This window comes from Sideroxydans sp. CL21 (assembly GCF_902459525.1).
Lineage (GTDB): Bacteria > Pseudomonadota > Gammaproteobacteria > Burkholderiales > Gallionellaceae > Sideroxyarcus.
On record NZ_LR699166.1, the window covers coordinates 2,553,096 to 2,567,452 of the forward strand.

The window sequence follows — 14,357 nt, forward strand, 5'->3', positions numbered from 1 at the left end:
CGATGACACTCATGAAACAAACCATCGGCGGTACCGTCGCGAAATGGGACGATAAGGCGCCGCTTGCCTGGGAAATTAATGAGGAGACTGGACCAAGGACCGACCGTCGCATGACGACAGTCTCATTCGACCTGACCGACCTGCGAGACGGCTACGAGGATTCCTTTTTGCTCACGCTCAAAGACTTGCTTCTGGAACGACGGAATCAAGTCCAAATCGCCTCCGTGTACTCCGAATGCAAAGGCCTCCAATCCATCTTCCTGAAAATTCATAAGCAAGAGTTACTGGACGGGAAGGTGGCAACTGTCGACCAAGCCTTCCTGCTGTCCTTGCGCACTATCCTTGCCGAAATCAATCGGGGTGACCTATATACTTTAAAGCGGTATTTCAAGTTGTACCGTCGCTCGGCGCTGTTCGCCTCCGACCTCGTTGCAAGCGACTTCCCGACAAAGATTCCAGACAAGGGGTATCAGGGCGAAATTATCTCCCGGATTCTTGCTAAGGCGCTCAACCGCGCCGCATGTGTCCAAATTCTCGGTGCGGCGGAGGACGCGTGGGAAGAAGACCGAATCGACATCGGCCATTTCTCGTTCCTCCAGCTCGCCTTCCACATCTTTGCGCGGCCTAAGAGCTACCGCCATCTCACGCTCGGTGATTTAATGATCGACATTGACAAGGACACCAATGTCAAATCCTACTTTCTATTGGTCACGCCAGCCAAGACCGGAATTTACGCAACAGAGAAAATACCCTACCCGCTCAATTCTCGCGTCGGCGAGCTTCTCGCGTTGCAGCGTATCCACGTCACCCGAACCTACGGTCATCTGGTTGACGCGGCTGATCACGACAGACTTGCTCTGTTTCCCTACCGCCCCGTCGGCGAGGACGGCCGCTGGAAATCGGAGCATGCCCGGGAGCACTACGGGAGAACTGATGTTAGTTCCTTTAGAAGCGGATACCTGAATCCTATCAGACGGCTTCACAAATCGATCAGGTTCGACTTCAACGCCCTGCGCCACACGGTCGGCACACAACTCGCCACATTTGGTTGTTCAAGCAAGACTATCCAGGCTGTCCTCAAGCACGCCAACGACGAAACCTGCCAAGCCTACGTCGACATTGCTTTCCACGGGCTGATCAAGGAGCTGAGTGATGCGATGGAACCTGCCTTCGCCGCGCATTTCCCAGTCATCGAAAATTTCCGCTCCGTGCACGATCCGGTCGACCCGGGCAAGGCGATTCGGAGCCTCGATATGGAAAATGGGAAAACGGAACTAACTGGAGAATGCGGACGCCGGATCGCATGCCAGTACGCTCCGATTGCATGCTACCCATGCCCCCGCTATATCCCATGCTATGACGTCGACCACGCTGTGAACCTGAAAGTCGTAGAAGCCGATATCAAGAAATACGAGGGCGCCGGTCTGCCCTACCAGCACCTACTGAAGACGTATAAGGAGGCAAGGCTCTTCATCCTTTTGGTCGTGGCTGCGTCCGAGCAATACCGAAACGCACTGGCAGCCAAGGAGGCACGATGAACCATCCCTCCGAGCTCGACCTGTTGCGCTACCGGCGGGCGCTGGATGCCTGGCGCGAAGATTGCAAGCGCCGGATGGCGCTGCGCTATCCGCTGGTTGAATTCGATGCGAACGATTGGCCACTTCGCACGCGACATGGTGGTGACATCATAGACTTCCGTCTGACTGAACCTCTGGCCGATTTCGCCGGCAAGGATCCGAGTTTTGTTGATGCGCTCCGCTGTGTCGCCGCTGAAAGGGTGCTGGGTGCAAAAACCAACCAGGTGAAATATTCAATACGAGACGTTCGCCTCCTATCCGCGATCGCAGCTCAAAACCTATTCGAACTCGACAATGCTGCCCTGCGTTCGATCGAGAACATGGCTCTGAACGCCGCCCACGAAAAGCCTAGTTCTGCGTCGGGTAAACTCGAAGAGTTGCTGCAGTTAAGCCGCGACATCGACCTGCTCACATCAAAAGGGGTGCTGCCATTCCTGCGGTTCAACTTGCGCCACGAAACGCAGCAAGAATTGCTGGCGATTCAACATGATCACCAAAAACGTTGGAGGGCGGCCAAGGCGGCCGTCCTCGATCACCGCATCGAGGCGTTAAACGAAGCGTTCAATGCACTTCTTGCCGACCATCCTCTACTGTCAGCCGCCGACAAAGTAGCAATCGCGATGATGGGGCTTGAAATGTGTGCTCCTTCGCGCGTGAATGAGATCCTGTGCCTAGCCATCGACGATCACGTGACGATCGACGACTACGTTCGCCGAAGCGAGGACAAGGAATTGGACGGAATTCACGCTGCGCACCAGATGCTGCTGGTGACCATGAAAGGCAGCAAAGGTGCCCAATGGAGCCCCAAGCCCGTACTAAATTTCATGATTGATTTTTTCCACTACTGCCTTAAGGTCGTCAAGAATCACGGCAATCGCTCCAGGATGCTGGTCGAATGGTATCAGCAAAACCCCGACAAGCTTTACCTGACGCCAGAACTGGAATACCTGCGCGGCAGAGATATCTCTCGAGACGACCTAAGCAAGATTCTGCGCTTGGACACATCGCGAGTTCGAGTTTCTATGGAATCCACGATCTTTGCGGAGCTTCGGCATGCGGTACGCAAGGCGCCGAACCCGAATGGCCGCGTCACCAAAATTGACGTTTTACCCTGGTCCAATGTCGAATCGCACCTGCTCGATCTGGTGCGCGTGGCGATGGCTAAGTGCCGCGCCGTTACAGAGTTGACTCTCTACAAGGGGGATCTGTCCAAGATGCTTTTCCTCTTCGATCACTTAAAAAACACATCGCCCTGCTTCCCGCAGGCGGTCAACTACAGCTTTATCAGGAAAAGGCTAAAGCGACATGCAACAATAACTTGGAGCGTTCCTACTCTTTTCGAGAACTTGGGCATCACCATGCCGGTTGATGGGAAGATCAAGATCGCCGAGATCGATACCCACGACCCTCGCCGCTGGCTGACAACGATGGCCAAGCACCATGGAAATAAGCTATCCGATGTGCTCATCAATAAATGGGCCAACCGGCTCAAACTGTCCCAGCTCAAGACTTATGACTTCAACACACCGGAGTGGCAAGCGGAGGCCAGTGCCATGCCCGATATGCAAGAGCTTCGGGATCTATCGAAGGGGCTGGCTGAAAGCCGGCGTATGGAGGAAGAGTGCGGCCTCAAGCCCGAGATCGTGACGGTCCACGACGCCGGCGTCAGTGTCACAAGCATGAATGCCATCTGCACCGCCTCCGAGAACAGGCCGGTGGCGCGGACTGCTGAGCAGATCATCGTCATGTATCCTTCTTGGTTCGGCATGTGTACACACCAGCACCATGAGAACCCCTGCCGAGCCTACTCTTCGTGCCTTCCCTGTAACGATAATACCGTGGTTAAGGGACACCTGCCCACCAACGAGCGCGTTCGGGAGCGCAAAGACGTTATGCACCGAGCAATCGTGGCTCAACTGGAGAATCTGATCGTTTCTCGCAACCGTGGCATCGCCGACGACGATCATCAGCTCTCACGGCACATCCTCGCGCTTGTGGGCGATGGGCTTGACCCCAGTCATATGGCGGATTGGCTAATCGACCATTTCCATTCAATCAAGGACCAGATCCAAGACGTCGGCTTCAGAACCCGGCTGGAAGAGGCCTTTGTCTCCAAGGGCTTCGTGTTGCGCCTGGATGACCCTGATGTTCCTAGTGGTGCGCAGATCAAGTACCACAACCCCACGCGGCATGCCGCCCCAGGCTTGGAGCGTGCAGTTGACGCGCATGGCGGGCGGCAAGCTATAGAAGAAGCGCTGGAAGAACACTTCAAGATCTACCCCCAGTTCGCCCCGCAGGAGCACGGCCTCAAGGACCAGCGTGACTTGCTGCCCCAGGATGACGACGATGATGGAGAAGAAACAGGGGATAACGATGAGTGAGACGACTTCAAAGCTAGGGCGAAAAGAGATCCTGACCAAAGATCTCGCCGGCAAGATCTGCAAGATGATCGAGCGAATGCCGGATGCCGATATTCCGGTCACCTGGGAAAACGTCATTGCTCATAGCAAGAAGAGATTCGGGCAGGGCTTCAACCGGCAGATGCTCAGCCAGAAGACATGGGATGGACGCAAACTGATCTCCGAGGCCTTCGATTTAGCCAAAGAAACCCAGAGGCGCAAACAACATGACTCCGCACCAAAATACAAGACAGCGCCGAGATCGATCATGCAAAAACGAATTGCTGACCTGGAGGCAAAAGTCCTGGCACTTACGGAAGAGTTGGAGGCGGAGCGCTCGCGCAAAATTAATGACCTGGACGCCGTGCTCAACACTAGGTTTGACCTTCGCGTCCTCCTCGAAGAGTCGTCAAAGGGCAAATGACTTTTGACAAAATGCCCAAAATGTAAAGGGAGGACTGCGGCTACGATGTATACTTTTGCAATTCGCTACTTCGATTTTGTTGGGAGAGACACATGAACGATTTATTTTGTAAAAAATAGATTGCCAATCAACCCCAGCGCACTTTTCGAACAACAGAGATAATCAGGGAAGACTCATGCTCACCGGCGAACTTCGCAGCCAAATAGACTCAATCTGGAACGCCTTTTGGTCGGGCGGCATCTCCAACCCGATGGAAGTGATGGAGCAAATCACTTATCTGCTGTTCCTGCGCAGGCTGGATGACCTGCACACCCTTGAAGAAAACAAATCCACCCGCCTCGGCAAGCCGATAGAGCGGCGCATTTTCCCCGAGGGCAAGGATGCCAAGAAGCGGGACTACAACGACCTGCGCTGGTCGCGCTTCAAGCACTTCGCACCTGCCGAGATGTACACCGTGGTGGGCGAGCATGTGTTTCCTTTCCTGCGCACAATGGGCGGCGATGGCTCCACCTACGCGCACCACATGAAAGATGCGCGCTTCACCATCCCCACCCCGGCACTGCTCGCCAAGGTGGTGGACTTGCTCGACCACGTTCCGATGGAAGACCGCGACACCAAGGGCGACCTGTACGAATACATGCTGGGCAAGATTGCCAGCGCCGGGCAGAACGGTCAGTTCCGCACGCCGCGCCACGTCATCCAGCTCATGGTGGAAATGTCCGCGCCCAACCCCAAAGACATCATCTGCGACCCGGCCAGCGGCACTTGCGGTTTTCTGGTGGCGGCGGGTGAATACCTGCGCCAGCATCACCCCGAAATCCTGCGCGATGCCAAATCCAGCAAGCACTTCCACCACGGCATGTTCCACGGCTACGACTTCGACAACACTATGTTGCGCATCGGCAGCATGAACATGGCGCTGCACGGCGTTGACAACCCCGATATCCGCTACCGCGATTCGCTGGCGCAAGACCACGCCGGGGATGAAGACAAATATTCACTCATCCTCGCTAACCCGCCATTCGCCGGTTCGCTCGATTACGAGAACACCGCCAAAGACCTGCTAGCCATCGTCAAAACCAAAAAGACCGAGCTGCTGTTCCTGGCACTTTTCCTGCGCCTGCTCAAACCCGGTGGACGTGCCACCGTTATCGTGCCGGACGGCGTATTGTTCGGATCATCCAACGCGCACAAAGAACTGCGCCGCATGCTGGTCGAAGACCACAAGCTGGAAGCCGTCATCTCGCTGCCCTCCGGCGCATTCAAACCTTACGCGGGTGTTTCTACCGGCATACTGATATTCACCAAGACCAATTCAGGCGGCACGGATAACGTCTGGTTTTATGACATGCAGGCCGATGGCTGGAGCTTGGACGACAAGCGGCAACCGCTGCTGTCAGAGGACAAGCTCGGTGCTATCCCCGCCCAAACATTAACCGAAGCCGAACACGTCAAGAACAACCTGCCCGATGTGTTGGCACGGTGGAAACAACGCGAGGGTGAAGAGTTGCAACATCCTCGCACTACGCAGAGCTTCTGCGTACCCAAGGCGGAGATTGCCGCCAATGGTTACGACCTATCGCTCAACCGCTACAAAGAGGTGGTGCATGATGTAGTGGAGCACCAGTCACCTAAAGTGGTTATGGCAAGATTGGACAAGCTGGAAGCAGAGATTGCTGCGGGCATGAAAGAGCTAGAGGAGCTGCTAGGGTGACGGTAGCTAAAGTGAAACTTGGCGAAGCTGCTGATATTCTTTCAGGGTACGCATTTAAGTCGGAGCTATTCAGCGACTCTGAAGGTATGCCCTTAATCCGAATTCGTGATGTGGTTCGAGGGTTTACGGAAACAAGATATTCCGGAAAATTTGGAGATGAATTTGTTGTTCAGAATGGCGAAATAGTCATCGGAATGGATGGAAACTTTAATGCCGCAAAATGGAGTGGTGGGCCAGCGTTGTTAAACCAGCGGGTGTGCAAAATCAAAGCTCGTGAATCCGTTCTGAATGAGAACTACCTCTTTCACTATCTACCGAATGCGCTAAAAAAGATTGAAGACGCAACGCCATTTGTCACTGTTAAGCATCTATCCGTTAAGGGTGTCAGAGAAATTGAAATACCCCTCCCACCTCTCCCCGAACAAATTCGCATTGCCGCAATCCTTGACCACGCCGATGCGCTGAGGGTTAAGCGCAGGGAAGCCTTGGCACAACTGGATAGCCTCACGCAGGTTATTTTCATTGAGATGTTTGGAGACCCCCAAAAGCCGATACAGGCTGGGCAGTGCAAAGCGTTAGCTGATGTTGTAGCTCCCGGGAGAATCGTTACTTATGGAATTGTGCAAGCAGGCAAGGAAGTTGAAGATGGTGTCCCCTATGTGCGGACAGGGGATATAAAGAATGGGGAAATTTTAGAACACCAGCTTGCCCGAACAAGCCGCGACATAGCAGCTTCATACTCACGGTCAGCTATTGCAGCGGGCGATATAGTTATGAGTATCCGCGCTACTGTCGGTACAACTGCATTAGTGCCTAAATCACTAGAGGGCGCAAATCTAACCCAAGGTACTGCTAGGATAGCCCCCGGACCTGAAGTCTATTCAGCATACCTACTTAGTTATTTACGGACAGTATCAGTTCAAGCATGGATTCAATCTCAGGTTAAAGGTGCAACTTTTCGAGAAATAACACTTGGGAGACTTAGGAAGTTACCTGTTTTTGTCCCATCTCTTGATTTGCAAAGTCAGTTTGAAAAAATGATCAATACCGTTAATAGCCTTATTACGTTTAACCGCAGTGCACTTGCAGAACTCGATACTCTCTTTGCATCCCTCCTTCACCGCGCCTTCAGTGGAGAACTCTGAATGAGCAACTTCGCCTTCCTTCAGTCTGAATGGCCATTGCTGTTTGAAGCAGCTACCCAAGCAGAAGGAATGGCGAATACGGATGCCCGTGCATCCTGTTTTTATTCCCGTCGCGCGTTGGAGCTGACAGTGGCATGGCTGTATACCTACGACAAAACCCTCAAGCTGCCATACCAGGACCACCTGAGTGCGCTTATCCACGAGCCCACTTTCCGCAAGGCAACGGGCGATGCAGTGTTCACCAAGACCAAGCTCATCAAAGACCTTGGCAATCTGGCGGTACACAGCACGCGCAAAATCATGCCTGCCGATGCGCTGACGGCGACACGAGAGCTATTCCATGTTTGCTACTGGCTGGCGCGTACCTATGGCAAGAAGTCGCGCCCTGATCCCACGCTGAGTTTTTCGCCTGCCTCGCTGCCGCAGCCTTCCTCCGCGCCGGCGCAGACGCTAGACCAATTGCAGAAGCTGGAAGCGCAACTGCACGAGCGCGACCAAAAGCTCACCACGCTGCTGGCCGACAAGACGGCACTGGATGAGGAACTGAAGAAGCTGCGCGAGGAAATTGCTGCCGCCAAGAAAGCCAACTCCGCACAACTCGACACCCACGATTATTCCGAAGCACAAACCCGCGACTACTTCATCGACCTGCTGCTGAAGGAAGCGGGCTGGCCGCTGGATAAGCCGCAAGACCGCGAGTTTGAAGTGAGCGGCATGCCCAGCGATTCCGGTATCGGCTTTGTCGATTATGTGTTGTGGGCAGATGACGGCAAACCGCTGGCCGTGATCGAGGCCAAGCGCACCAAACGCGATGCCAAGGTGGGGCAGCAGCAAGCCAAGCTGTATGCCGATTGCCTGGAAGCGAAGTATGGGCAGCGCCCGGTGATTTTTTACACCAATGGCTATGAGCATTGGCTGTGGGACGATGCAAGCTATGCGCCGCGTTCGGTACAAGGCTTCTTCAAAAAGGCCGAGCTGGAGTTGATGATACAGCGCAGAACCACGCGCAAATCGCTGGCAGCCGCGCCGATTAACGAGGCCATCGTCGAGCGCTATTACCAGACCCGCGCTATCCGCCGCATCGGCGAAGCCATCGAAACTAACCGCCAGCGCAAAGCCTTGGTAGTGATGGCTACCGGGGCGGGCAAGACACGCACGGTGATTGCACTCGCCGATGTATTGATGCGCTGCAACTGGGCCAAGCGCGTGCTGTTTCTTGCCGACCGTGTGGCATTGGTCAAGCAGGCGGTCAATGCCTTCAAGACGCACTTGCCGGATTCTTCGCCGGTGAATCTGGTCACCGAAAAGGATACTGAGGGGCGCGTTTACCTTTCCACCTATCCCACCATGATGGGGCTGATTGATGAGGCAAAGGAAGGCCAGCGCCGTTTTGGTGTGGGGCACTTTGACCTCATCGTGATCGACGAGGCGCATCGCTCGGTGTATCAAAAATATCGCGCCATCTTCGAGTATTTCGACAGTCAGCTGGTGGGGCTGACGGCGACACCCAAGGATGAAATCGACCACAACACTTACGGGCTGTTCGACCTTGAAAGCGGCGTACCGACCGATGCCTACTCGCTCGACGATGCGGTGTCCGATAAGTTTCTGGTTCCGCCCGAGGCTGTTTCCGTGCCGCTCAAGTTTCAGCGCGAGGGCATCAAGTACGATGAGCTTTCGGAAGATGAGCAGGAGCAGTGGGACGCGCTGGAATGGAACGAAGACGGCACTGCGCCCGATGAAGTCGGTGCCGAAGCGCTCAACAAGTGGCTGTTCAATACCGACACCGTGGACAAGGTGCTGGCGCATGTGATGACGCGCGGTCAGAAGGTGGCGGGTGGCGACCGGCTAGGCAAAACCATCATCTTCGCCAAGAACAACGACCACGCCGAATTTATTGCCGAGGGTTTCAATAATGCCTATCCGCACTACAAGGGCGAGTTTGCACGGGTGATTACCTACAAGACCGAATACGCACAAAGCCTGATCGACAACTTCTCCGCCAAGGACAAGATGCCGCATATTGCTATCTCGGTGGATATGCTGGACACCGGCATCGACGTGCCGGAAGTGTTGAACCTGGTGTTCTTCAAGGCGGTGCGCTCCAAGACCAAGTTCTGGCAGATGGTCGGGCGCGGCACGCGCTTGTGTCCCAATGTGTTCGGGCCGAATGAGGACAAGAAATTCTTTTACATTTTCGACTACTGCCAGAATCTGGAATTTTTCGCCCAGAACCCGGATGTGACCGACGGTTCGTCCAACGAAGCGCTAGGGACGCGCTTGTTCAAGGCGCGCCTGCAACTGATAGGTGAGTTGGATAACCAGTTCACCGATGAGCAGTCCATGCGGCAAGTCGAAGACGCGTATGGCGATACCGGTGACGACAAGACGCTGCGCCGCGATTTGGCCGAGATGCTGCATACGCAGGTGGCGGCGATGAACATCGACAATTTTGTGGTGCGGCCACAACGCAGGCTGGTGGAAAAATATGCCCAGACTGAACCGTGGCATAAATTGGGCGTGGCAGAGTTTACCGAGCTGGCGCAATACGTGTCGGATCTGCCGACCGAGATGGCTGATGAAGACGAAGAGGCCAAGCGTTTTGATTTGCTGGTGCTGCGTACACAGCTTTCCATTTTGCAGGCCAAGTCAGACTTCGCCAGCCTGCGCGACAAAATCATCGCCATTGCCAGCGCGCTGGAAGATCAGCGGAGCATCCCGGCCATCAAGGCGCACATCGTGCTGATTCAGTCGATGATGGGCGAGGAATGGTGGACGGATGTCACCGTTGCCATGCTGGAGACGGCACGCAAACGTCTGCGCACGTTAATCAAGCTCATCGAAAAAGGTAAGCGCATCGTCGTTTACACCGACTTTGAAGACGAGCTGGGCGAAGGCACCACGATTGAACTGCCGGAAATGGGTATCGGCATGAACTTCGAGCGCTTCCGCGACAAGGCGCGCCAATTCCTCAAGGCGCATGAAAGCCACCTGGCGCTGCAACGCCTGCGCCGCAATCAGCCGCTCACTCCCTCCGACCTCGATGAACTGGAACGCATGCTGGTTGAAGCTGGCGGCACACAGGCAATCATTGACCGCACCAAGGAACAAAGCCATGGGCTGGGTATGTTCATCCGCTCGCTGGTGGGGTTGGACCATGAAACAGCCAAGCAGGCATTCAGCCAGTTCATCTCGGGGACTGCGGTGACGGCTAACCAGATTGAGTTCATCAACCTTGTCGTCGATTACCTGACTGAGAACGGTGTGATGGAGCCGGACAGGCTGTATGAGTCGCCGTTTACCGACATCAATCCATTGGGGCCGGAGGGGGTGTTTCCGTCGGCGAAGGTGGATCAGATGGTGCAGGTGTTGACTGAGATTCGGAAGAGTGCGGTGGCGTAAGCCCCCCCGTTCACACCTGCCACAAGTCGTCCGATCCTAGATAAATCAGGTCAATCTTGTCGATTTCTTGGGATACGGTGGCGCGAACCAAACCACACGGATCCGCACTGAGAGTGGCCTGCAATGCGCCGAGGGGTAACCCATCCGCAGACAGGACAATTGGTTGTCCGCTCAAATGATGGAGTCTTACAGGGGTGCTGGGTGGCGGGGACGCACCATACCATGCGACACCAACCGAATAGCGGCGCTCGGTCCATATCCGGTCGGAAGATGGTATGAAACTTTGCGTGAATTCAATCCACATCGCCTTGGTCTCGGCAGTGGGCCAATTCGCCAGTGCTCCCCAAACGGCAACTGCTTCGGAATTGAGCCAGAGCCTCAATTCGTGGCCAGAGGTAAAAGTTGCCGCCATGTCGGTAACAGCCTTGATGGCAGCAATTCTAGAGTTGAAGCCGGCCTGAATGAGGAGCGAGGCTGAACGGTTCATCGTACCCGTTTCAACGGCTGGGACGGCTTGGCCAAGCTCATAATCCTCGAGCGCTAGTCCCACAAGGCCGACGGTATACCTCCTGCCGCGGGCTGAAATCACGCAGGACGGTCATCACACGATTACTCATGTCGGCATATAAGGCGTAGTTGGAAGACAAGGCAACGATGCCATGCTTTCTGGCCAGGTCTTTCAGCTTGAACCAAGGCTCTACTACGATGATGTCGCCATCATGAATGCCGGCATTGATCATGGAATCGCCTTTGACCCTCAGAAAGAAAGTGGCGGGTTTGTTCTGAATCAGCAGTTTATTGAGATCGAGGACGTCTTCGACATAGTCGTCAGCCGGAGATGGGAACCCCGCCGGTACGGCATGAGAAAACATAGGGATGCTTCTTGACCCGGATACAACGGGTTGCCAGGTATGTTGGTGGAGAGTGCTGTTGGAACCGAGATTGCTGCTCATGATGCTGCCTGTGAAGTGCTGATGACGTCCTGCATACATTACAGAACGTTCGTTCTCTAGTCAATATCCAAAAATATCCAAGTAAACTGGCAGCCATTCGGTTGCCGAAACTCAACACTAGACAGGATGGATCACTCCGATGTGCAATAGATGTCACTTTTCGGCATTAAGGCGCCACTGATTTCCGCCGTAATGGCGCCACTTTGAAGTGCCAAATCAGGGGCTCAAACTGGGGGTAAAGAATGCGTGAAATGAGCTGTTTTTGCAATCGCATTTTCACTCTGTTTTGCTGCTGGTGTAGCTGTTTCAGGCTTGAGTAGGTTTGCCTCCTTTCCCTGTCGGCGTTTTTGACCTTTCCGGCATTGGCTTCGGGTCGCGGTAACTCTCTCCATCCAGCACCACGCGATACGCACCGTGGCGCAATCGGTCCAGCGTCGCTGCGCCGATCATTTTATTTGCGGCGAATGCTTCACCCCATTCATCAAAGTCGAGATTGCTGGTCAGAATGGTGGCGGCACGCTCGTAGCGTTCGGCGATCAAGTCATGGAAGTCTTCATCTTCAGGCGAACGCAAGGGTTTGAGTCCGAAATCGTCAATGATCAGCAGGGGCACTTTGACCAGGGATTTAAATCGCCGCGCATAATTGCCAGTCGCCTGAGCTGCGCGCAAGCTGCTCAGGAGCTGGGTTTGCGTGATGAACAGCACGTCATAGCCCTGGCGTGCAGCCGCATGACCCAGCGACTGCGCCAGGTGACTTTTGCCGGTGCCGCACGGACCCACAATCAATACGGCGACTTTCTCTTCAATGAAACGGCAAGTCGCCAGATCATGGACTGCCGAGCGGTTCAGATTGGGAAGTCGGTCGAAATCGAATCCTTCCAGTGTTTTTTGGTTACGGAAGCTTGCACGTCGTAGTCGCATATCCAGTTTCTTTTGCTCCCGCCGGGCGACTTCGTCATGAATCAGCAAGCTGAGGAAATCGGTGTAGGCCAGCTTGCGGTCGATGGCTTCGCGGTTGCGGGCCTCGAGTGAGTCCAGAATGCCGGACAGGCGCAGTTGTTTGAGCAGGGGTGTCAGTTCGGGAATTGGATGCATGATGGTAGTCCTCATTGAAGAATGGTTTGGGTATCGCGGCAGAATCGGCCGCCTTGGGTGTATGTGGTGGCCAGTGCGTCGAAGGCTGCCAGCGGCGCGAGCTGATCCAGTCCCTTCTCAAGAATGATCTTGACCACCTTGTAGCCCGGCGTGCCGTAATGGTTGGCGCGCTGGCAGGCCGCTTCCAATCTGGCTGCGCCGTATTTCTGTTTGAGCCGCAGCACGCCCTGTACAGCACGCATCTTGATCAAGACATGGTCGCCGAACATGGCATGCACCATGGCATGGCAGGCCGGACCAATCTGCAAGGCCGATTTCAAACACCACTGTGTGTCCTGCATTTGCCACGCCTGCGCTTCGGGCGGCATATGGTCGGTCACGGTGTCGCGCAGCCCTTTCCCCGTCAGTCGCACATGGCTGGCAACCGCTTCGTGTTCGCGGTACAGCGTCACCATGGTGCCGGTCGCCTTCAACCACAGGTCGCATCCGATCAGCCGGAACGGCACCGAATAGTGGTTGGTCTCGTATTGGACGTGCGCGTCACGGTGGACTTTGACCTTGGCCCAGCTGGCCAACTCAGGTGGAACGCTGGGCAAAGCATTGAGCAGGCTTTTCTCCACCTCGGCGAAGCGTTTGAGAGGGGCTTCGCGGGTCGTGCCGTGAATGCGGTTGCCCGCCTCGTTCATCACCCACGCCTGCAACTGGCGGTTGGCGTCATCCAGATCGCGGAATTCGCGCAGCGGCAGGAAACTGCCCTTGATATATTTGACGCCTGCCTCAACGATTCCTTTTTTTTGTGGATCCCGTGGAGGACAAGGATCGATTTTGAACGCATATCCTTCCGCACATTCGGCATACGCCCGTTGCACATCCGGCTCATAGACGCAGGCTTTGGTGATGGCGCACTTGGCATTGTCGATGATGACGCGTGAGGGTACGCCCGAGAACGACTCAAACGCACGCCGATGGCAGCCCAGCCATGTCGCCACGGTCTGGTCGCGGACAAACTCGGCATACTGGTGACGCGACCAGCACAAGGTCATCACGAAGAACCAGGTCTTGAAGATCTCGCCGGTGTACACATCGGTGATGAGCGGACCAGCACCGAAATCAACCTGAACCGCTTCGCCAGGCTTGAACGTCAGGCGTAGCGGAACATCCGGCTGCTGCAGGGAAACGAGTTGCCCCAGAAAGCGATACATCGAGGAATAACTGCCGGTAAAACCGTGATTGCGCACCAGCGTGGCGTGGATGGTGGTGCCCTGAATACCGGCCGCATGCCACTTGGTGATCTGATCACGCCAGGGTTCCAGCGTTGAAATACAGCTGACAGGCAATGCCTCCCTGCGCTCAAACAGCGTGGACAGCACTCCGTCATCGGGCAAAGGAAACTCGGGGGCAAGCCAGCCACGTTCGCTGGCGATCTCGCGAACCTGTGCGAGTTTTTTGCGTCCCATCGTTTTGGACCGGGCAATATCCCGATCAGAATCGCCTTGGCGCATGCGCACCAAAACATTTCGGTACTGATACATCTCGAACCTCCGTTTAGTCACAACCTCTCCCGGCAAAATGCCGGAAGTCTAGTTGCTTAATGAAAGTTCGAGCCCCTGATCAGGGTTCAAAGTGGCGCCTTAACGCCGGAAATCCT

The 14,357-nt window shown here is 55.1% G+C and carries 9 protein-coding genes and 1 pseudogene; 6 read left to right on the plus strand and 4 right to left on the minus strand.

What is annotated here, in order from left to right:
* Positions 1-11: 11 nt before the first annotated feature.
* The 6 genes from QOY30_RS11880 (at position 12) to QOY30_RS11905 (ending at position 10,661) form a co-directional block, all read left to right on the plus strand.
* On the plus strand, positions 12-1,538 hold the full coding sequence (locus QOY30_RS11880; RefSeq protein WP_283744836.1) for a tyrosine-type recombinase/integrase: 1,527 nt from the start codon (positions 12-14) through the stop codon (positions 1,536-1,538).
* Positions 1,535-3,958 carry a hypothetical protein gene (locus QOY30_RS11885; RefSeq protein WP_283744837.1) on the plus strand — a complete coding sequence of 808 codons (2,424 nt, stop codon included), beginning with the start codon at positions 1,535-1,537 and terminating at the stop codon, positions 3,956-3,958. Before QOY30_RS11880 ends, QOY30_RS11885 begins: the two co-directional genes overlap by 4 nt.
* Positions 3,924-4,400 (plus strand): hypothetical protein, encoded by a 477-nt coding sequence (locus QOY30_RS11890; protein ID WP_283744838.1) that lies wholly within the window; start codon positions 3,924-3,926, stop codon positions 4,398-4,400. The genes QOY30_RS11885 and QOY30_RS11890 overlap by 35 nt, the downstream gene beginning before the upstream one ends.
* Positions 4,401-4,575: 175 nt before the next feature.
* Positions 4,576-6,114, plus strand: a complete 1,539-nt coding sequence (locus QOY30_RS11895) for a class I SAM-dependent DNA methyltransferase (RefSeq protein ID WP_283744839.1) — start codon at positions 4,576-4,578, stop codon at positions 6,112-6,114.
* On the plus strand, positions 6,111-7,259 hold the full coding sequence (locus tag QOY30_RS11900) for a restriction endonuclease subunit S (RefSeq protein WP_283744840.1): 1,149 nt from the start codon (positions 6,111-6,113) through the stop codon (positions 7,257-7,259). Before QOY30_RS11895 ends, QOY30_RS11900 begins: the two co-directional genes overlap by 4 nt.
* A complete protein-coding gene (locus tag QOY30_RS11905) occupies positions 7,260-10,661 on the plus strand; it encodes a DEAD/DEAH box helicase family protein (protein ID WP_283744841.1) in 3,402 nt (1,133 codons plus the stop codon).
* A gap of 10 nt (positions 10,662-10,671) precedes the next feature.
* Here QOY30_RS11905 and QOY30_RS11910 read toward each other — a convergent pair whose 3' ends face one another.
* The 4 genes and pseudogenes from QOY30_RS11910 to istA all read right to left on the minus strand — a co-directional run bounded on the left by QOY30_RS11910 (position 10,672) and on the right by istA (position 14,241).
* The gene (locus tag QOY30_RS11910; RefSeq protein ID WP_283744842.1) at positions 10,672-11,148 is read right to left on the minus strand and encodes a hypothetical protein; all 477 of its coding nucleotides are present in this window, start codon (positions 11,146-11,148) and stop codon (positions 10,672-10,674) included.
* Positions 11,149-11,221: 73 nt separating this feature from the next.
* Positions 11,222-11,653 (minus strand): annotated as a pseudogene (locus QOY30_RS11915) (LexA family protein); the annotation flags it as partial.
* Between the two features lie 267 nt (positions 11,654-11,920).
* Complete coding sequence (gene istB, locus QOY30_RS11920) at positions 11,921-12,709, minus strand: IS21-like element helper ATPase IstB (protein WP_283742936.1); 789 nt, start codon at positions 12,707-12,709, stop codon at positions 11,921-11,923.
* A gap of 11 nt (positions 12,710-12,720) precedes the next feature.
* Positions 12,721-14,241 carry an IS21 family transposase gene (istA, locus tag QOY30_RS11925; RefSeq protein ID WP_283742935.1) on the minus strand — a complete coding sequence of 507 codons (1,521 nt, stop codon included), beginning with the start codon at positions 14,239-14,241 and terminating at the stop codon, positions 12,721-12,723.
* Positions 14,242-14,357: the final 116 nt, after the last annotated feature.